Source organism: Psychrobacter sp., assembly GCF_049295055.1.
GTDB lineage: Bacteria > Pseudomonadota > Gammaproteobacteria > Pseudomonadales > Moraxellaceae > Psychrobacter.
In genome coordinates, this window is record NZ_JBAQQF010000012.1 from 1 (window position 1) to 20,062 (window position 20,062).

Here is a 20,062-nt window from a genome sequence, read left to right on the forward strand (position 1 = left end):
CAGGCAAATAAGGAAAATAGCGCAGTTAATATCGGGATATTACCCAGCTATTTGACGATGTTTGGCAAAATTTAGCTATTTTTAGTCCCTTTAGATGTCCATCGATTGAATTGAGGACACGCCCTAGTAATTGAATAGAAAAATTAAGTATTGTATGAGAGTTGGCTTAGACCCTGATAAAAAATCAGCCCTGCATATCTATACGAATTAACTCAAGCCTCAACAATCTTCAGTGGGATTTTTCTTGCTATAAGTGTCTCTTGAGGTACAGCTAAATATTTATCGCGAATATGTTCAAAGTATGGTGTTAAGCTGGGCAAGCTCGTTTGAATAGATGATTGCTTCTTACGATTTCCTTTAACAGTCATTTCAATATGCTTTTCAGTCTGTATCCAGGGTTTCTTAGGCAATATATATCCGTGAGCATTGAGAGTTTTTGACATCGATTCAGCTATTCTCAGACCAGCCAAGTCATAGTCAGCAAAGATATAGCGCTTACAGTCTTTTTGAGCCAAGGCTTTCAATATAGAAGTTATATTTTTATTGCTATGACCTCGATAGGCAAGCACAGTTACTGCACCAGTCAACCCTTCTACTAGCTTGGCGTGCTGCTCATTAAATCTACAAAATGCATTAAAGTTCTCTATGATTATAATATTATCGATATTCCAATCAATGAGATCGTTAATTTCCACACCTAAATAGGCATTCTCTTTAGTTTGCTTATGCGTGTAGTTGTTTGATGCATTAATAATATGTTCTTCACTACCTAGTAGACGACACTCAAGAAAGCCTTTGGTAGGTGCTTTACTTAATAACTTATCGTTAGTTGTGACGGCTGTGTTATCTACACGGTCTTTGCTTTTTAGCTCATTTAAATTGTGTCTGAGTAGGTCTATCCCTGTTTGAGCTTTTACGATCTCTCTAATACGGCTCCAACCACCCATATTGATGGTCACTTTTCCATTTTCTGTGTAGCCAATACTGGGGTCGAAATAAACCAATAATACAAGGATATTATCAGGGCTTCGATAGGTAGCGACTTTTACTCCCTGTAGCATCTTCTCTTTTAAGTAACTGAGTTTCCCTGCCGTATTTAAGGATTTTTCTAGGTCTACCTCCATATTTGATCCCTTGATGGCGACTCTTCGATTTTATTGAATTTTATATATTTGGCATCGATGACGTAGTTTGTATCGCAAGTATCAGAAAGGTATTGTGATTTTAAATAAACTTTATAGTTAAATAGACCTTTAGATTTAATAATTCTATCGTTGATAAAATCACTCTTTGCTACTTTTAAGAACAAGGCCAAAAAAGCTTTATATCGTATCTTGCGCTTCAAACCGGACAAATCCCAATACTCTCTGACAGACAAGGCTTTAGTAAAAGGCATGTCGCAATTATCGGCCATATACTGCATAACAAGCAATTTTTCAGGGGAGGGTGGTGGTTTCTTATGTTCTCGGTCAAACTCCTCATACTCACCTTTGTATAAATTATCACTCTTGCGTCTGGGCTTTTTGGCGCTAATTTTGCTTACCACAGAGAAAAGAAACTCGCTGTCATCTACAGTTTCAATATTGTGCAAAGTGCCAGCCAAAGCCATACCACCAAATGCTAAGCCTTTATCCACAATATCGTTATACTCAATATCTATATTTTCAGGAACAAGTTGACTGTTTCTTAAAGCCTTGCGTAATAGCCAAAGCCTCCTACTTTTCTTATCTTGTTCTTTTTTCAATTTATCAATTAATATAAGAATTTTTTGTAAGTGAACACCCATTTCAATATTGAATCTAGAAATAGAATCCGCCAAATACTCATTCAGTATAGCTGCCGCTGGCGTATACTCGCCGTGTAGTTTGCGTAGTTCATCGCGACTTAATATCTCTATTTTTTCGAGCTGAAGTTTGATCTTTTTATTTAAACCCTCAAGAATCTGTCTTTTTACCTTAACATTTGATGTGTTGTTTAGATCAGAGTTGATGACATACTCAATATCAGCCATCTCACGCCCAAGATATTCAGCGATGGAGATGCAGATATCTCGTATATTAGCCAAATGCATCATCTCTTCACTTTCATCTTCAAACGAATCCGACTGTATTTGCGCTAGGGCAACCTCATTACTTATCTGATGTTTAGACAGTTCAATATCGGGAGCAATATTTGCATTACGAGACTTTCTATCCAAATTTTTTAAGATGGCTGTAAAGTTTGAGCCTAGAGTAATGTTATTAGGATTGATACTGATAACACCACTGTCTTGTAGTATCTGATACTGTTTGTGTTTGTCATTGACCAGCTCATAGCAGCCATTAGGAGAGTAGGCTTGATAAATCAAATCAGCTTTATCAGTTACAGCTCTACCAAGTGTTCTGATTGTTTCTTCCGATAACCTAAGGCTGACTTTGCTCATAATTTAAGCCCTTGCTGCTCGGCAAAAACTTCTTCAGTGGGCTCATCTAATATGTTTTCAGCAATATAATCAAATACATCATATATATAGCCGATCTTTCCTGTTGCTCGATAAATCTTTTTATTTGGCTCAACCAACTTCAGTATTTCGTGCTTCTGGAGTCTTTCTAAAAGAGCAGCTACCTTTTCGTCATTGGGTTTTTTAGAAGCGCCTGTGATCTCAGAAACCTCGTTTAGCATACTTGCAAAATGCTTGTTATTATTTGCTTCTAAAACCAGCTCTGTTTGGCTTAGACTCTCACCAACAGTTAATACATTGCCTTCATCGGCTGTTGATAGGCAAGCAAGCATTTCTACTATAGGTGCTATGTCATGATAGATTTCATTAAATTGTTTAACCACTGCTCTTCTTTCAGAGTCACTAGGTATATTATTTAAACCAGCATAGACCTCGCCATCACTGAGGGTGACTAGATTGACCCCAAATGGTTGTAGCTGAGACACCATACGCTCATAGGCTACTTTGTTATCTCTTAGATGCCTATATGCCTCTGGATAACTCACAGAGCATATAAATTTATTGTTCATTAATAATCTTAGTATTTCATGCTCTTTCATTAAGAAAATACTCCAAATTCCTCAAGTTCTGAATCCTGAGTTAACATATACATATCATCCGTTTGAGAAATTGAGTACATATTTCTGGTTTTATTGTGATGGCAGGCAATATTATTAGCGAATAAGGGGACAACCTCATCATCTGGATTCTCAGGAGCGGCGCACATTGCTGATATACCAAGTTTTTGTAGCAAGTTTAATAACTCACGAGTATTTTGCGGATCTAACACGCCAATTTCATCAATAAAGAATTTCAGCTCGACCTCATCGCTCGATGTAGTTGATATAACTGAGAGCAAAGAAATATAAATGATGAGCTGAGCAATACGCATGGTGCCGTTTGACCCCATATCTTTGAATACCTTTGCTCTTTTGGTTTCCTTAATTTCACCGCCGACCTGTTTGATCCTTAGACTAAAACTAAACTGCTCTGACAGTTTGATATTCATCTGGTTTTGACCAATATAATCTTGCACGAGTTGTAATTTGGACAGCAGTTCCTGATTAGGCATACGCGTTGTATCATGGATGTCCTCATTAGCCCATCTTTGATGTGCATCAGTGAAGTCAGCCAAGGTGGAATACCATTTGTTTTCTTTGATTCCCGAACTTATAGCTATATGAAGCTCCTCAATGGCTAAAGCTTCTAGTTTTTCACAAACCTCTTTGCATTTGGTGTTAATACGCTTCGAAAAATTACTCAAGCTATTATGGGCATCATCTAGCTTTGATTTAAACTCTCTAACTTGGTGAGCGGTGACTCGATACTGGCCAATGAGTGTATCTTTCTTGATTTCATGCTCGTTGTTTAGGTAGTCGCTAAACTTTCTAGCTTGTATGTACCAGTTTTCCTGATCAGGTATGCTCAGCAGGATACTGTCAGACATTAAGCTCTCAAACATAGATCCATTGGTGGTAAAGGGTTTTCTTATGGTCTTTAGTGCATAAATACCTTTCTCCATATTCTTTTTAGTGTCGCTAACCAAAGATTTGGCATCGTTCAAGACTGCTAAGCTTGTATTATGCAAGTCTTGCAAAGAATGTCCCGTATATTCAGGCTCTAAGGTATGGTCTAAAACCAAAGCTTGATCAAAGGCGTTACTGGCATTACTTAAGCTTTCTTTGATACTTATCAGATCGGTTTGTGCGCTCTCAATTCGATTGTTAATGATCTTCGCTTTCTCAGCAAGGGATTTGGCATCTTCCTGCTTAGATATCAGAGCTTTATCAAAAGCCGCTTGTTTATCTACCAGCTCAATTGATAGACCATTGCGTTTTTCGAACAGTATAGGTAAATCCCGATATTCTTCATCAATAAACTCATGATAGTGCTTAACGCGTATTTTGGCTTTTTCAGCAGCATCTAAATTTGTCGATAGTTGATCTACTTTAGCTATAGTCTGAGCTATAACGTTATCATCGTAGCCATTTTCATCAATAGCTCTGTCATGACGCTCTTGAGACTGATTGGCTTCAAATTTCAAGCCTTCAAGTTCTTTAACGTATTGTTGCTTTACCGCCTGTTCTCTTTTTTTCTTATCTTCTTCTAGTTGTTCAATAGCCAATTTGTGATGGCTTGCTATCTCCTGCTCAGTGCTGTTCATCTTGGCATAAACAGTTTCGGACACTGATATTTGGTCATTAATTTTATTTTTAATGTCGTTTAATTGGCTGTCAATCTTACTCTTAGCTTCTTCAATTTCGTTTTCAGCTCTTATTTCTAGTTGTTTTTGTGTCGCTTGTTTATTTTCGATATCTTTTTCAGTGTTAACCACATTGGTATTTGCCCTATAGACATCTTCATTGGCTTTTTTCTTAGTAAGCTTGGCTTGATGAATGGTCTTTTCGAGTGATGAGATATTATTCCTACATTCTAATATCTCATCCTCTAACACAAGTCTTTGCTCAGTAATACTTTCAAAGGTAAGTAGTTTTTTGGGATTGTTGGTAGTATCTATTTTTGATGTGTCGAGATAAAGACCATACAGAGCTTCATCGTCTAATTCTTTAGGTGCAAGCCATTGTGGTGATAGGTCGGAGCGGTTGAATAGGGATGGATCGATAGTTTTTCGTATCTGATTTATCAAAGGGGAAAGCAATTCATCGGATTCATTTCTCAATAAGAAATTGAGCAATGTGTCGTCTTTTAGCAACGCATACAGATCATCAATGTCAGAGGTCTTGTTAGCAATATCGTTTAATAGACGTTCATGCTCTCTTTGTAGTTTTTCATATTCCTTACTGTTCTCATCTAGATATTTTTCTGCCGTTCTTTGATTTTTTATGTCCTGATTAAGTTGAGTTTTAGCATTGTCTAAGTTTAGCTTTAAGCTTTCCATCTCATTGTTAAGCTCGAGGCTACATCTAATGTTTTTTAACTCTGATTCTAGGTTGTTCTTATCGATAATAAGCTGGGTATGTTTTTCCTTGATGGCACTAGACTTGACCTCATACTCTTTTTTAATTAAGTTAAGCTTAGCAGCCTTATCGTCGCCTAAGTTTGAAAGAGACTCGTAATAACCGGTTTTAATCTGCTGTAGCGTTAATTCTTGCTGGGAAGCTAATCTAGCCTTGTTAGATTCTATTTGCTTTAAATCGTCAGTGAGCTGATTTTTAATGCTTTCGATTATTTTAGTGGCATCCTCTTCGTCTTTGCGTAGAGCTTTGAGGCGCTTATTCTCGTGCTTTATTTGTTCTTCAAGTGACGAGATCTCTCTAATCATATTTTGTAATATGGCCAATGGTTGATGATGACCAGGTAGACCATCTTCAAAATCTCGTTTTGCTCTTTCAAGCTTCACTACCTTAGAGCTCAGATCATCTATTTCATTCTGCAATTGCCCTTTTTCTTTGTCCCAAGCAATTTCAATCTTGGTAATTGCTTGCTCTATGGCTTCAATTTTTAATTTGAGATCAACTTCAATGGTTTTGTTTTCTGCAATCTTTGTATCAAAGGCTTTGACTAAGCCTTTGAATGTCTTAACTGTTATCGATAGGGCGTTTTGATTAGAAGCGTTTTGTTCAACATATTGACATAGCTCGTCAAACTTACTTCTAAGTTGCTCAACCTCATTCCATGAGTTACGATCTGAAAGCCACTTATTGGTATCAACACCTTGAGAGTCTATAGAAATCTCATTATTCTGAACTTTATTCTCTGTCTTCATTGCTTCAACCAAAAACTCGCATATTTGATCAAACTCAATTTTACTTTTTAGAATATTGCTAGCAATTAAGGAAAACCCGTAGAAGCTACCTCTACCGACCGCCAGTGAGTAATCAGGACGAAGCTGATTGATGGCTTGTAGAGCTTTAGATGAGCGAATAGAGGCTTTTAAGCGCCTATTTGGACAATTAGATATGATGGCCTCGTAAGCCAGCTGCTTGATATTATTTGAGACGTTAAAACCTTGAGATTCGATTATGCTTTTAACTTCTTCAAACTGCCTAAATCTTCGCTGATTGGTGGCTTCTTTTGCGACGAACCAAGTTTCATTGTATCCAGCATTAATAAAGTTGAAGATTTGTTGCCCCTCACTGCTTCGCCTGAGGATCACGCATTTTTTTTCGCCCTGTCTTTTATATTCATAAACCAAGTAACTGTCATCATAAGGAAGATAAAAATCAATAAAGCTTTTAACCGCCTCATTTTTTTTAGAAACCTCACTCAATCTTGTACCAAAAAAAGGAATTACTGCTCCCATTAAGGTAGTTTTACCTGCGCTATTACGACCAGTAATGATTGTATTTTTACCAACCTCGATAAGGTGGCTTTGACCTTTAGGGTAACTGTTGATCAATGCGACACGTAGAAGCCTATTGATATCTTTTATAGCTGATCTCGTATTATCTTCGTTTGCTATGCCTAAAGCTTCATCTGTTTTCAGCATCTTCAATCCTCTCTATGATATATAAAACCGAGCTTTAAATTCTTGAGCTATTTCACTGCACTTCATTTAACTTCGATTATCAGTGTCCATAATCATATCAATATTATCGTATCATTAAGTACTTTAGGTATCAGCCTACATTAATAAGTAAACAATATACGACAACTGTTGTCGCACCACTTTCTAATCTATTATTAAAATCATTAAAAAAGCCAAATACATTTAGTATTTGGCTTATTGCTATGAACTTAAACTATACTTAGCATTTTAGATATTAGACTACTTCAAATCATCGATCGTAATTGAGTAGTTAGTAATTTGCGCACTTCCTAAGGTTGAATAACCCATTTGCTTAATAGCCTTCTGATGTCTATAGGGATTAAATAGCTCGTCTAGAGTGTATTTAAAACCACAATCTTCTATCCCGAATACATAGTCAAAGAACACTTTAGCAATGGCGGATTGTGGATGACTGGCATCGCGATAAGACTTGTTGGGATGCCAGCTGCCATTAGTTATTTTACCGAAAACAGCAGATGATGTGTTCGTTTAGTCTTATGACCAAAGACACGGTGAGATCTTCCAAGTGAGGATATATCTGCTACTTTGGCAAATGGCTGATAATCTTTTGAACACTTAGTTTTTATTGGATCTGTCTTGTTTTTTTTATTCACAAAAAAATCCTTTGTCATCTTTTTAATATAAGATAGCAAAGGATTTAGTATCATACAATAGTATGATAGGTAATTACTTAGTATGATAAGTAATTACTCAATGACATCAACTATATAATTTAGTAAATATTATTCGACTGTTACTGACTTTGCTAAGTTTCTAGGCTGGTCGACATCAGTACCTCGCATCACTGCTACATGGTATGACAGCAACTGTACTGGCACACTATAAACAATCGGTGCGAGCGTCTCGCAAACATCAGGCACATATACCACGTGCAATCTATCTTCTGCGACCATTTGACTGGATTCACTCGCAAATACAAACAGCTCACCATGACGCGCATGCACCTCTTGCATATTGGCTTTGAGCTTATCAAACATACTGTCTTTAGGCGCTAACACCACGATAGGCATATCTTTATCAACCAATGCTAATGGTCCATGCTTAAGCTCGCCTGCCGCATAGCCTTCGGCATGAATGTAAGAGATTTCCTTAAGCTTTAATGCGCCTTCTAAGGCTATTGGGAACTGTAAACCGCGACCTAGGAACAAGCAGCTCTTCTTATATTCGAAATGTTCACTCATGACCTTGATAGGCGCGTCTAAGCGTAAGCTGGCATGAAGCTGACCGGGTAGCTGTTGTAACTGACCAATCAGTGTGCTCAAGCTTTCTCCAGTCATGCGCTGTTGGGTAACACCTATTTTTAATAACAACAACATTAAGGCAGCAAGCTGAGTGGTAAAGGCTTTAGTAGATGCCACGCCAATCTCTGGACCGGCAAGCGTTGGTAAAAAGATATCGGTTTCACGTACCAGCGATGAGGTCGGTACGTTACATAATGCCAAACTAACCAGCCCAACTGGCGACTGTTTTTGAATATCACGTAGTGCGGATAAGGTGTCAGCGGTTTCACCAGATTGAGAGATATAAATCACTAATGAGTTATCGATCACGACTGGATTACGATAACGGAACTCACTGGCAACCTCAACCGAACAAGGTACACGGATAAGACTCTCAAACCAATATTTTGCGACCAGACCTGAATGGTAGCTGGTACCACAAGCGATCACTTGTACGTGCTTGATACCTTTTAATTGTGCTTCATGGCGTTGCAAAAAATCATCGCGCAATTTAGAGGGCTCATCGCGATCTAATGCCATCTCGATAGTACGAGCGACTGCATCGGGCTGTTCATAGATTTCTTTGAGCATATAATGCTTAAATTCACCTTTATCTGCATTATGTTGTGCTGCGTCAATCTCATGTATTTGACGTTTGATTTCGATACCATCAGCGTAAATCTGAATACTATTACGAGTCAATTTGGCAATATCGCCTTCTTCTAGATACATGAAGCGATTGGTCACTGGTAAAAGTGCCAATTGATCGGAGGCGATAAAGTTTTCGCCAATACCGACGCCGATCACCAAAGGAGAGCCTAAACGTACCGTAATGAGCTCTTCTGGACAATCAACATGGATAACACCAAGGGCAAATGCACCATGTAGTAATGGAATAACAGCACGAACGGCTTCTAGTAAATCAGGCTTTGTTTTATAGATGTCGTTAATCAGATGCGCAACGACTTCGGTATCGGTCTGCGAAGTAAACTCGTAACCTTTAGCAATTAAATCTTCTTTTAGCTCGGCGTAGTTTTCAACGATACCATTATGTACTACGGCAATTTTTCCTGATACATGCGGATGAGCGTTACGCTGGGCAGGTTCACCATGAGTAGCCCAACGCGTATGGGCAATACCGATATGACTATCAAAAAACTCTGGATTTACTGCGACGGCATCGACTAACGCCTGAACTTTACCTACTTGGCGCTCACGATGAAGCTCGCCATCACGAATGACGACCAGACCGGCAGAATCATAGCCTCTATATTCCAGACGCTTGAGTCCCTCCAGTAAGATATTAGCGATATTACGCTCAGCCACTGCTCCAACTATTCCGCACATAAATATTCCTTAAATTTTATGTTTTAATATTTCCATACTTAAATGTTTTGATATAGGGTGATATTTAGGTAATCTATAAATATGAATAAGCAGCACCGCGAATCATTGCCGTACTGCTCGTTTTTTCACATTGTCAGGCTTATATGGTTTCAGACTTACTCTGAGCCTTTAGTAAATTCAAAAACTTCACCTTGATTTGTTATGACTTTTTCAAAGCCTCTTTTTGCTTTTAAAGACACCGCTGGGACATCGTTTACAGTAGCAGAGTCATCATCATTGATATATATCCAAACTTCATTGCCATTAGGGTAGGTCATGATATAACGCTGGTAGGTGCTATCACCAACTCCCATGCCAACGCCCCAATTAAAATGGCACTTACCTGAATATTTTAATACTTTCTTAGCATTAGAGTACTTGCACTGCGCATCATACTCTAGCGTGGTACTAGCTGATGCTAGTGAAAATGACATCATAGCTGTTGATAGCAGCAATATAGTAGATAAGATGATTTTCATAGTAGTGACTCCTAATACAAGCTATATTAAGATCAGCAGCAGCATAAAAATTATCATGCTGCTTACGTTTGCTCAAACCTTGATATTAGCGACCTAATTATTATCTATCTAAGTATTAGCGAATCCATTATTTTTTAGTCGGACGCTTAAAGTCATCTTTCTGTGTTTGACGAGCGCGACCAAATGCCAATGCATGAGCATCAACGTCTGTGGTAATCACTGAACCAGCAGCAACGGTTGCAGTGTCGCCAATCGTTACTGGCGCGACTAAACTTGAGTTAGAGCCAATAAATGCGTTATCTTTAATGACAGTTTGTGATTTATTGACACCATCATAGTTACAAGTAATCACGCCAGCGCCAACATTGACATCAGTGCCAATCGTTGCATCACCAATATAGCTCAGATGATTCACCTTGCTGCCATGACCGATCGTTGATTTTTTAATTTCGACAAAATTACCGACTTTGCTGTTATCAGACAGTATAGTCTCAGGACGTAAATGTGCGAAAGGACCAATATCTACGCCTGCGCCAACTTCAGCGCGATCAATCACGCAATAAGGTTTGATATGACAAGCGTTGCCTATCTGGGCATTTTTGATGACACAACCGGCTTCGATATAAACGTTGTCACCCAAGGTGCAGTCGCCTTCGAATACCACGCCGACATCGACAAACACATCCTGACCAGCTTTTAGTGTGCCACGGATATCAACACGAGTGGGATCAGCAAACTGAACGCCAGCTTCTTGTAAGTCAGCGACCAGTTTACCCTGCCATGTGCGCTCTAAGCTAGCAAGCTGTTGGCGGTTATTGACGCCTTCAATTTCAAAGGTATGCTCAGGTTCAATCGCCACAATAGTGATACCATCAGCAACTGCCATTTTTACGATATCAGTCAAATAAAATTCTTGCTGAGCATTATCATTGGTTAGCTTAGGGAGGTACTTGTGTAGGAGAGCATTATCAACGCAGTAAATGCCGCTATTAATTTCTTGAATCTGCTGCTCATCGCTGCTAGCGTCTTTTTGCTCAATAATAGCTTCAATATTACCCGCTTGGTCACGTTTGATACGCCCTAATCCAAATGGATTGTCGACGGTCAAGGTTAACATAGACATGCCATCAGTATTGGCAGCCTGTAACGTCGCTAAGGTTTGGCAACTGACCAATGGTACGTCGCCATAGAGAATGAGGCTTTGTCCGTCTTTGGGTAGTTTATCAAGAGCCACTTTCACTGCATGACCAGTACCTAACTGTTCCGTTTGAGCAACCCAAGAAATAGGAAGATGGGCATATTGGCTAGTGATGGCCGTCTGTACTTGATCACCACCAAAGCCATAAACAACAATCGTTTCATCTACGGTAAGTTGATGACAGGTGTCTAATACATGACCCAGTAACGACTTACCGGCAAGAGTCTGTAATACTTTCGGCTTAGCCGACTGCATACGTGTGCCTTTACCGGCCGCAAGAATAATTACCGAAAGAGAAGTTGTCATAGCATTCCTAAAAGAGAGCTTTATAAATGTAACAAAATATAACTTTGAATTATAACGTAAATTACTATTTAACTAAAACGCTATGTCGTGACATCTTTGTAATATTTAATCTAGAGTCAAAAAATCGACAGTACTATATACGAGAATCAGCCATACTGCTGCTGCCATAATGCCAGCAATAATATCGTCAAGCATAATACCCAGACCGCCCGCGACTTTCTTATCCGCCCAACCAATCGGTGGCGGCTTAATAATGTCGAAAAATCGAAACAGTATAAAGGCAAGTATCAGTACAATGAGGGTCATAGGCTGTATAAGTTGTTGAAAAAATTGACCATCAACAAAGCCTAAGTAAGAAAATGGCAATAGGGTAATCCACATACCTGCCCATTCATCCCAGACAATATGCGGATCATCATGACCGCCCATCAAATCAGAGGTGCGACCACATATCCAAACCCCAATGATGCAGGATAAAAGAGTGATAATCAAAAACGGTACAAAACCTAAGCTAAGCAGGGGTATCGCGACGATCAAGCCACCAACGGACCCCCAAGTCCCTGGTGCACGGCGAGGTAGTCCACTACCCAACCCGAGACCCAACCAATAAACGACAGTGTCAAGCGCACTAGCGTTAGCGGGTAGAGGCGGGCAGTCATTGGCTTTACGGATATCGGGCTTAACTAGGTCGTGATCGCTCATGAATTAACCTGCAAAATGTTGGTAACCAGTGAGGTTAGGCCACTTAGAAAAAGGCGCGGGATGGGTCGGTGTTACTGGCTGTCCTTTATAATAAAGCTGAGGACTTAGTTGAGGGAATAGCTGCGTAGCGCTATCTATATCGATATCTGCCTCATCTACAAGCGCAATAACGTCTCCGATACAGGTTACTGTTGTGTTGCTAGTAGGCGGTTCGATATGAGCTGGTAAGGTAAACGCCAGTTCATAATCATCACCACCAGCCAATTGACACAATAAGCGCTCAGACAAATCGACACTTGATAATGGGGTGCTCAGTGGCAACTGCTCAAGGTTCAAGCGCATAGCCACACTACTTTGCTGACAAATATGACCTAAATCTTGATAAAGGCCGTCAGAGATATCAATCATTGCAGTTGCACCAACTCTTGCCAATGCTGCGCCTAGTGCGATACGTGGGGTTGGCATATGCAATCGATGTGCTAACTCAATTCCAATAGTATTATCAGGATGCTGTAACGCATAAGCGGCATCACCAAGTGTGCCTGAAACATAAACTTTATCACCAACTTGCGCGCCTGAGCGATAAACGGCTGGCGTGTCTGCGTTAAGTAATCCTTGGGCGCTAACACTGAGTATTAGAGTTTCATTACGCGTAGTATCACCGCCGATAAGGGCTACGCCAAATAACTGACAGGCGTGAAATAAGCCTTTGGCAAATTCGGTCAGCCACTTAGCATTAGAAAGCCTTTCAGGTAATGCTAACGCCAGCAAAATACTATGCGGGGTTGCGCCCATCGCGGCAATATCTGAGACGTTAACAGCTACTGATTTATAACCAATGGCAAATGCCAGTTCGTTAACTTGTTCCCAATCGGCACTAAAGTGTCGACCTTGCACTAAGGTATCAATACAGCTGACTAAGCGTGCCCCTATAGGCAGTGCCATCACTGCTGCATCATCACCGATGCCTTTTTCAATATCAGTAGACAAAGAAGTATCTGCTTGCAGCTTAAGGAATATTTGCTCAATCAGCTCAAACTCAGTCATGGCTAGTCTTGACTTTTTGTATCAGCATCGTTTAATTCAGTGCTGTCTGATTCAGTTTCTTTTACGTCAACGCCTTTTATATCAACAGTTTTTATATCACTACTTTCTATATCACTACTTTCTATATCACTACTTTCTATATTAACGCTACCGCTATTCGAATCAACTAATTCAACATCCGCTGTAATATTGTCATTGCGGTCATTGCGGTCATTGCGGTCATTGCGGTCATTGTTATCAGTATTAACAGCGACGTTTTCTTCTACAGGTTTATCATTGATAATATTTTCGGCACTAGCTGCAATATCGTTCGCCTTATCAGCGATTACTGGTTCGATGATAGCTGGTTCAATACTAACTTCCTCGACCGTTTTTTGAGCTTCGTTCTGCTTACTCGCTTTATAATCACTAATATTTGCACTGGCTTTACTGGCGCTATTGCGTTTGACCTTGGTATTGTTGGCACTGATACGTGGTTTGCTAGAAGCGGTTAAAGCATTTTCGCTATTAGCACTATCTTCAGTCGTCTCAATTTGCGCAGCAGCAGACACAGCAGCTTGCTTAACAGCTGGTTTTTGTGAGGTGCGTAGATTGGCTTTGGTATCGGCTTGTACTTCAACATCGCGTAGCTCAATTGCCATTCTATCGAGTACTGCATTAATCAATTTATGCGCATCAGTTGCACCAAAATGATTATTAAGCTTCATCGCTTCATCAAGGACCACTTTATACGGAATTTCTAAGCGATTTTGTAGCTCATAAGCACCAATTAAAAGAATGGCATGTTCAACGGTGTCAAGTTTATCGATTTCACGGTCAAGATGCTGACTGATAAGGGCATCGAGCGCGTCAATCTGCTCTGGAATATCGCGCATCATTTCGTGATAGTAGCCAATATGTACGGTATGCATGGCGTTAGTCGCGCGTGTACGGGCTGCGATATCATGCGGTGCATTGGCCTTCCAGCCAAGCTTGCCAGTCGTATCAAAGCGGCGATCAGTGACCAACCATTCGTATAGACCTTGCATGGCAAAGCGTCGCGCCTTACGGATCGCGGTGTGACTGGTCTTGTAAGAAGACTCACTCATATCAAAGGTTTGATCACCCGCACTGCTGCTCGCGATACGCGTGGCTTCAGCTTGACTATCATTGTTTTGTGCGGTTTTCGCAGCGCTAATAGCGCGCTTGAGTTGGTCAGTCATAACGGGTATATACCTAATTTTTAAGATAATAAGTTTTAAAATAAGATGTTAAATAGTAGTCGGCTAGCAAGTGTCGCCAGTCAGTCTTAGAGATTGGTGTTAAATACTGTTTTCAAATACTGTTTTTAAATAATTGTGTTAAATACTGGAGCTATCGTTATAACCATAGCCCCAATTAATATCTTAAAAAATGATACTGAAATAGCCGTTAAAGGCTAATAAATATCATCTAGCAATTAGTAAAACTAAGCGTCATCGCTTTCGTCTTCAATATCTAGCTGCGATAGTACCGCAAGCATTTCAAGGACAACCATGGCTGCTTCCGAGCCTTTGTTACCGGCTTTGGTACCTGCACGCTCAATCGCTTGCTCGATACTATCGGTCGTTAATACGCCATTAGCAACAGGGATACTATAATCGGTAGCAACATTGCTTAAGCCTTTGGCAGATTCGCTGGCGACAAAGTCAAAATGCGGCGTGCTACCACGGATAATTGCGCCTAAAGCAACAATAGCGTCAAAACGATCAGATTCAGCAGCGCGCTGGGCTACCAATGGTAATTCAAACGCACCAGGTACGCGAATCACGGTAATGTTGCTACCCAATACACCATGACGCAGCAGCGCATCAATCGCACCATCAACCAACGACTCAACGACAAAACCGTTAAAACGAGCGACGACGATACCGATACGAGCGTCTTCATTTTGATGTAAATTACCGTCGATATGGGTCACGTCATTGCGTTGCTGTTGTAAATTTGACATAAAAAATCCTTTGCCTAATGGGCTTTTAATTAAAATGTAGGAGTAAATAAATATTAAGTAGATAAATATATGGCTAAGTTCAAATAACTTGTTTGACTGGCTAGTTATTCAACTAAATGACACTAGTAATCAAAAAATTGGCAGCTAGATGAACGAAAACCAAATGATAATAAGTAGTTAGCGCTATGATAACATTTTTTGTAGCGGCATTTGTATTTTACCAACGTCTTACAGACGCATTTGTATGCCTTGTGCTGCCATATATGCTTTAGCTTCCTGAATCGTATACTCACCAAAGTGAAAAATACTGGCAGCGAGTACCGCATCTACGCCGCCCTCTAATACACCGTCGGCTAAATGTTGTAAATTACCGACGCCGCCTGAGGCAATAACTGGGACATTTACTTGATTGGTAATCTGCTTCATCAGTGCCAAGTCATAGCCTTTTTTAGTGCCATCACCATCCATTGAAGTCACTAATAATTCACCGGCGCCAAGTTCAGCCATTTTGATTGCCCAAGCAACGGCATCGATACCGGTTGGTTTACGACCGCCATGGGTAAAAATTTCCCAACGCGGCATGATGATGCCATCAACGTCAATATCTTCAACACGTTTGGCATCGATAGCAACGACGATACATTGATTACCAAATTTTTGTGAGGCTTCACTGACAAACTCTGGCGTAAATACCGCAGCTGAATTAATCGCTACTTTATCCGCGCCTGCATTGAGTAAATTACGAATATCGGCAATCTTACGTACACCGCCGCCGACAGTTAATGGGACAAATACCGTTTCTGCCATACGCTCAACCGTATGATAAGTGGTGTCGCGCTCGTCATTGGTCGCAGTAATGTCTAAAAAAGTAATCTCATCAGCGCCTTGTTCGTTGTAGCGTTTCGCTACTTCGACGGGATCGCCTGCGTCTTTAATATCGACAAACTGTACGCCTTTAACCACACGACCATTATCAACATCCAGACAAGGGATGATACGCTTTGCTAACATAGGGGGTTTAACCTTATAATCAATTCATTCGTAAGCGCTAGTCTAGCAAAATCACTGCCATATCAGGCAGGTTTTCGTAAGATTATTATGCTTTTCGCCAATGATTGCTGATGCGCGGTACAATTACTGTTATTACCATCTAAATTTACCCTACTAAACTTCTTATTCAATTGCCAAAAGTGAGATGTCATGTCTGTCTATACCCAGTTAACCGATGACCAGTTTGCCACCTTTTGCCAGCGTTTTGGCGTCTCGTTCGTGCGAGCCATTCCGATTACCCAAGGCATCAAAAACTCTAATTGGTTTATTCAGACGACTGACGATGTGGATGGCGAGCACTCTTATGTGTTTACGTTATTTGAAGAGCGTCCACCAGAAGACATCGAAAAGATGGCGGTCATTCTAAATCAATTACAAGGTAAGTTACCTGTTGCTGCACCGCTTGCCCTAGTTGATTCAGGCGTTAAGTCTGATGCTGATAAACGCTACGTCATTCATTATGACAATAAAGCGATTACGGTTGTGCCGTGTTTGGCTGGCTCGCATCCGCAGCAGACTAGCCAAAGTATGTGTCATGAAATAGGCGCATCGCTAGCAGTCTTGCATGAAACGCTACAAGCGCTACAACCTGCTGAAAAGTATGGCGTACCATTGTACCCATGGAGCGAGGTGCGCGACCGTGAAATGCAGTTTATGCCAGGTGACGAAGCCAAGCTAATGAGCGATATTTGGCAGTCTTATGGTAATTTACCGCTTGCGACCTTGCCAAAAGGCTTGTGTCATTTAGATATGTTTGCTGACAATACACTATGGAACTTATCGTTAAATAATAGCCAAAAAGGTCATGAACATCTAACAGGGTTATTAGACTTTACCGAAGTTAGTGTTGAGCATTATGTAATGGATATTGCCATTACCATTAATGATTTTTGTACCATCTGGGGTGATGCTGAGCAAGGCGAGTCGGTTAATTTTGACCGTCATAAAATGGCGGCTTTCTTACAAGGGTATGAATCTAAGCGCACACTTGGTGCAGATGAAAAACGCGCCTTACCAGTGATGCTCGCCAAAGCAGCGGTAATTTTTTGGCTATTACGTCTAAATGTTATTCATTACAACCGTACCGAAGGACGCACCGGCGATAACATCATGGTTAAAAATCCTGACCTGATGAAACGTCTGGCTGCTTATCATTGGTCACATGTTGAAAAAGCGCAAGATATGGTATTTATACTGTTAGATAGTAAAAAGGATAATCAAATAGCAGGTGTGTTTAGCAGTATCACTCAAGCTGAGCAAGCGCGTGAGAACTTAGAAAATAGCAATAATTTTGTAATTAAAGAATATACGTTAGACCAATTATCGTAAGCATTACTTATACATTTATTCCTGTATCAAAAATATAAAGGTGACTCCATGACCGATCAAGTTGATAACTGGCACAAACTGGCACGCTACAACACCAATATACAAGGCGAGCTACATGCCAATTTGCTGCGCAATAACGGTATTACGGTTTCTCTACAACCGCTGAGTGCGATGCCCGGTATGAACTCGGGGATTGTGCTGTGGGTACAAGATACTGATTTGGCACACGCCCAAAGCATTTTGGACAGTATCGATAAGGATGGGGTAACCTTGCCTGAAAATGACGACAATAACGGTGGGATTCTATAAATGTGTCAACTCTTAGGTATGAACTGTAATACTCCAACGGATATTGGTTTTAGCTTTGCAGGTTTTCGTCGCCGTGGCGGTATGACTGATAGCCATGAAGATGGCTTTGGCATTGCGTTTTTTGAGCGTAGCGACTGTACTAATAGTGGCAGCATTAATGGTGATGGCGCAGAAAATGCATCGACTGGTTTGCGATTATTCCATGATAATAAACCAAGCCATTTATCACCAGTTGCCGATTTGGTTAATAATTATCCGATTAAAGCCATGAACGTTATCGCCCATATTCGTAAAGCAACCCAAGGTCAGAACTGCTTGGCCAATACTCATCCTTTCGTCCGTGAAGTGTGGGGCGAGCAATGGGTATTTGCCCATAATGGACAGATGAATAGCGAATTTATTAAACGCTGTCAGCGTTTGCAAGATAATGGTAATGCCTCACATTGCCAACCAGTTGGCACGACCGACTCTGAAATGGCTTTTTGTTATCTCGTTAATCGTCTCAAAAGTAGCTTTAAAACCCGCCCTGATGACCAAACGCTGTTTAACTTTTTGACCACCCAATGCCGTTATTTATCCGCCAATGGTTTATTTAATTGCTTAATATCGAACGGTCAATGGCAATTAGCCTATGCCGGTAGCTTACTATTTTATCTCACGCGAAAAGCACCGTTTGGCGAAGCGAAATTAGCAGATGATGATTTAGCGATCAACTTTGGCGATGTGACTACCGATAAAGACAAAGTGACTATTTTAGTGACGGTGCCATTGACCGAAAATGAAAAATGGCAGCAATTGGCCGTCAATGAATGCTTAATATTTCAAGATGGTGATGTCATTTATAAAGATAGCCCAAGCCAGCGTAAGTTTTTGACGATTGAAGAAGGGATTGAGATTGCACGGGCGGTTGGGGCGAGTGTTTAGGGTGAATTTACTTGTACTATTAAGATAAGTATTCCATTATCAAAGTAATAGCTAACTTAAAATTAGGTGTAACCATGTTAGGCAATGACATTCAAATCAAACAGCTGGTAGGGGTAGGGGATGTACATCTTAGCTTTGAGCCTGAGCAAAGAGTGTATTGTCTGATCGGGGAAAATGGTGTTGGTAAGACGAAGTGTTTAGAGGCTTTGTTTAAAGCATACTTTTCAACTAATAAGTTATTATTTGATTTGTATTTTAAAGGGAATCATTCATTTGAATATGTTGATAAGGATGAAAATAAATTCAAAAATATATTTTCATTTGGCGATACTAAAATTTGTTTATATCCTGAACCCAAAGAAGTTAAAATAAAAAATAGTGCTGTGTTCTTTCCTCAACATGAATTGCCTCTAGTATATGTGGATACATTCGAACGCACTAGTCATCATAATAATCAAGTGGGGATTAGAAGAATTAATGAGCTATTCTTCAGAAGAAAGTATTACTTAGATGATTTGAATGAAATTGCTTACAATAATTCTGAGTACATTAGCTTTAAAGACAGAAGTAATTTGCATGAATGGATCATTCAACGTGCACAATCAGCTAACCCCTATCAAGCTAAAGAAGACAATCGTGAAATTGAGATTACGACACTGCTTTCTCTTTTAAACAAAATTGATGAAAGGTTTCATCCGGATTTTCTCGAAATCACAGGTGATGATAGGGTATCTTTCAAAGTTTCTGACAAGAAGACAGAACTCTCAGAACTTTCTAGCGGTTTTGCTTCAATATTAAAAATTATGCAATCTATAGTCAATCCACAATAAAACTGGAACAACCCATATCACGAAACAGTTTAGGTAGATTATTCTCCATCCAACCTTGGCGTATAAACTTAGCTTGCGCCCATTTCTTTTCGATAGGGTTCAGGTCAGGGCTATAGGGTGGTAGAAATAACAAACGGTGACCATGCCTATTAAGCAATCTTTGAACGCGTTTGTGAAAGCTGGCATTATCCATGACAATCACGCATTTGGTCTTGAGGCTTGGGATTAGCTTAAGCTTGCACCAGTCGTAGAATATCTCACCATTGATATTATTATTAAAGTAGTCCAGCGCAAACAGCATCT

At 40.1% G+C, this 20,062-nt stretch carries 18 protein-coding genes; 4 read left to right on the forward strand and 14 right to left on the reverse strand.

The window, feature by feature from the left end; all coding sequences use genetic code 11:
• Positions 1–212: 212 nt before the first annotated feature.
• From WAZ74_RS02255 to hisF, 13 genes are all read right to left on the reverse strand, one after another.
• Positions 213–1,124 (reverse strand): DUF7281 domain-containing protein, encoded by a 912-nt coding sequence (locus WAZ74_RS02255; protein WP_422305363.1) that lies wholly within the window; start codon positions 1,122–1,124, stop codon positions 213–215.
• Positions 1,115–2,422 (reverse strand): hypothetical protein, encoded by a 1,308-nt coding sequence (locus tag WAZ74_RS02260; RefSeq protein ID WP_422305365.1) that lies wholly within the window; start codon positions 2,420–2,422, stop codon positions 1,115–1,117. The genes WAZ74_RS02255 and WAZ74_RS02260 overlap by 10 nt, the downstream gene beginning before the upstream one ends.
• Positions 2,419–3,039: a condensin complex protein MksE gene (locus WAZ74_RS02265; RefSeq protein WP_422305367.1), complete on the reverse strand. Its 621-nt coding sequence runs from the start codon at positions 3,037–3,039 to the stop codon at positions 2,419–2,421. The genes WAZ74_RS02260 and WAZ74_RS02265 overlap by 4 nt, the downstream gene beginning before the upstream one ends.
• Positions 3,039–6,929 carry an ATP-binding protein gene (locus tag WAZ74_RS02270; RefSeq protein WP_422305369.1) on the reverse strand — a complete coding sequence of 1,297 codons (3,891 nt, stop codon included), beginning with the start codon at positions 6,927–6,929 and terminating at the stop codon, positions 3,039–3,041. The genes WAZ74_RS02265 and WAZ74_RS02270 overlap by 1 nt, the downstream gene beginning before the upstream one ends.
• 515 nt (positions 6,930–7,444) lie before the next feature.
• On the reverse strand, positions 7,445–7,603 hold the full coding sequence (locus WAZ74_RS02275; protein WP_422305371.1) for a hypothetical protein: 159 nt from the start codon (positions 7,601–7,603) through the stop codon (positions 7,445–7,447).
• Positions 7,604–7,732: 129 nt separating this feature from the next.
• Positions 7,733–9,577, reverse strand: a complete 1,845-nt coding sequence (gene glmS, locus WAZ74_RS02280; RefSeq protein WP_422305373.1) for a glutamine--fructose-6-phosphate transaminase (isomerizing) — start codon at positions 9,575–9,577, stop codon at positions 7,733–7,735.
• A 155-nt stretch (positions 9,578–9,732) separates the two neighbouring features.
• On the reverse strand, positions 9,733–10,095 hold the full coding sequence (locus WAZ74_RS02285) for a hypothetical protein (protein WP_422305375.1): 363 nt from the start codon (positions 10,093–10,095) through the stop codon (positions 9,733–9,735).
• A gap of 127 nt (positions 10,096–10,222) precedes the next feature.
• Positions 10,223–11,599 (reverse strand): bifunctional UDP-N-acetylglucosamine diphosphorylase/glucosamine-1-phosphate N-acetyltransferase GlmU, encoded by a 1,377-nt coding sequence (glmU, locus tag WAZ74_RS02290; protein WP_422305377.1) that lies wholly within the window; start codon positions 11,597–11,599, stop codon positions 10,223–10,225.
• A gap of 105 nt (positions 11,600–11,704) precedes the next feature.
• Positions 11,705–12,301 carry a phosphatidylglycerophosphatase A gene (locus WAZ74_RS02295; protein ID WP_422305379.1) on the reverse strand — a complete coding sequence of 199 codons (597 nt, stop codon included), beginning with the start codon at positions 12,299–12,301 and terminating at the stop codon, positions 11,705–11,707.
• Positions 12,302–12,304: 3 nt separating this feature from the next.
• Positions 12,305–13,348 (reverse strand): thiamine-phosphate kinase, encoded by a 1,044-nt coding sequence (gene thiL, locus WAZ74_RS02300; protein ID WP_422305381.1) that lies wholly within the window; start codon positions 13,346–13,348, stop codon positions 12,305–12,307.
• 2 nt (positions 13,349–13,350) lie between these two features.
• On the reverse strand, positions 13,351–14,550 hold the full coding sequence (nusB, locus tag WAZ74_RS02305) for a transcription antitermination factor NusB (protein ID WP_422305383.1): 1,200 nt from the start codon (positions 14,548–14,550) through the stop codon (positions 13,351–13,353).
• A gap of 245 nt (positions 14,551–14,795) precedes the next feature.
• Positions 14,796–15,317 (reverse strand): 6,7-dimethyl-8-ribityllumazine synthase, encoded by a 522-nt coding sequence (gene ribE / locus WAZ74_RS02310; protein ID WP_422305385.1) that lies wholly within the window; start codon positions 15,315–15,317, stop codon positions 14,796–14,798.
• Between the two features lie 228 nt (positions 15,318–15,545).
• Positions 15,546–16,328: an imidazole glycerol phosphate synthase subunit HisF gene (gene hisF, locus WAZ74_RS02315; RefSeq protein WP_422305386.1), complete on the reverse strand. Its 783-nt coding sequence runs from the start codon at positions 16,326–16,328 to the stop codon at positions 15,546–15,548.
• Positions 16,329–16,517: 189 nt separating this feature from the next.
• On the opposite strand from hisF, the gene WAZ74_RS02320 reads away from it, so the two are divergent.
• The 4 genes from WAZ74_RS02320 to WAZ74_RS02335 all read left to right on the forward strand — a co-directional run bounded on the left by WAZ74_RS02320 (position 16,518) and on the right by WAZ74_RS02335 (position 19,759).
• Complete coding sequence (locus WAZ74_RS02320) at positions 16,518–17,696, forward strand: homoserine kinase (RefSeq protein WP_422305388.1); 1,179 nt, start codon at positions 16,518–16,520, stop codon at positions 17,694–17,696.
• Positions 17,697–17,744: 48 nt separating this feature from the next.
• A complete protein-coding gene (locus WAZ74_RS02325) occupies positions 17,745–18,005 on the forward strand; it encodes a hypothetical protein (protein ID WP_422305390.1) in 261 nt (86 codons plus the stop codon).
• Complete coding sequence (locus WAZ74_RS02330) at positions 18,006–18,929, forward strand: class II glutamine amidotransferase (protein WP_422305392.1); 924 nt, start codon at positions 18,006–18,008, stop codon at positions 18,927–18,929. It abuts the gene before it with no gap.
• Positions 18,930–19,003: 74 nt separating this feature from the next.
• Entirely contained in the window at positions 19,004–19,759 is a 756-nt protein-coding gene (locus tag WAZ74_RS02335; RefSeq protein ID WP_422305394.1) for a hypothetical protein, read from the forward strand.
• Here the strand turns inward: WAZ74_RS02335 and WAZ74_RS02340 are convergent.
• Positions 19,746–20,062: transposase (locus tag WAZ74_RS02340; protein ID WP_422305396.1), on the reverse strand; the 317-nt coding region annotated here is incomplete at its 5' end. The genes WAZ74_RS02335 and WAZ74_RS02340 overlap by 14 nt on opposite strands.

Coding starts and splice junctions, on each gene's coding strand:
- WAZ74_RS02255 (WP_422305363.1), bottom strand. CDS start 1,124: ATGGAGGTAGACCTAGAAAAATCCTTAAATACGGCAGGGAAACTCAGT.
- WAZ74_RS02260 (WP_422305365.1), bottom strand. CDS start 2,422: ATGAGCAAAGTCAGCCTTAGGTTATCGGAAGAAACAATCAGAACACTT.
- WAZ74_RS02265 (WP_422305367.1), bottom strand. CDS start 3,039: ATGAAAGAGCATGAAATACTAAGATTATTAATGAACAATAAATTTATA.
- WAZ74_RS02270 (WP_422305369.1), bottom strand. CDS start 6,929: ATGCTGAAAACAGATGAAGCTTTAGGCATAGCAAACGAAGATAATACG.
- glmS (WP_422305373.1), bottom strand. CDS start 9,577: ATGTGCGGAATAGTTGGAGCAGTGGCTGAGCGTAATATCGCTAATATC.
- WAZ74_RS02285 (WP_422305375.1), bottom strand. CDS start 10,095: ATGAAAATCATCTTATCTACTATATTGCTGCTATCAACAGCTATGATG.
- glmU (WP_422305377.1), bottom strand. CDS start 11,599: ATGACAACTTCTCTTTCGGTAATTATTCTTGCGGCCGGTAAAGGCACA.
- WAZ74_RS02295 (WP_422305379.1), bottom strand. CDS start 12,301: ATGAGCGATCACGACCTAGTTAAGCCCGATATCCGTAAAGCCAATGAC.
- thiL (WP_422305381.1), bottom strand. CDS start 13,348: ATGACTGAGTTTGAGCTGATTGAGCAAATATTCCTTAAGCTGCAAGCA.
- nusB (WP_422305383.1), bottom strand. CDS start 14,550: ATGACTGACCAACTCAAGCGCGCTATTAGCGCTGCGAAAACCGCACAA.
- ribE (WP_422305385.1), bottom strand. CDS start 15,317: ATGTCAAATTTACAACAGCAACGCAATGACGTGACCCATATCGACGGT.
- hisF (WP_422305386.1), bottom strand. CDS start 16,328: ATGTTAGCAAAGCGTATCATCCCTTGTCTGGATGTTGATAATGGTCGT.
- WAZ74_RS02320 (WP_422305388.1), top strand. CDS start 16,518: ATGTCTGTCTATACCCAGTTAACCGATGACCAGTTTGCCACCTTTTGC.
- WAZ74_RS02325 (WP_422305390.1), top strand. CDS start 17,745: ATGACCGATCAAGTTGATAACTGGCACAAACTGGCACGCTACAACACC.
- WAZ74_RS02330 (WP_422305392.1), top strand. CDS start 18,006: ATGTGTCAACTCTTAGGTATGAACTGTAATACTCCAACGGATATTGGT.
- WAZ74_RS02335 (WP_422305394.1), top strand. CDS start 19,004: ATGTTAGGCAATGACATTCAAATCAAACAGCTGGTAGGGGTAGGGGAT.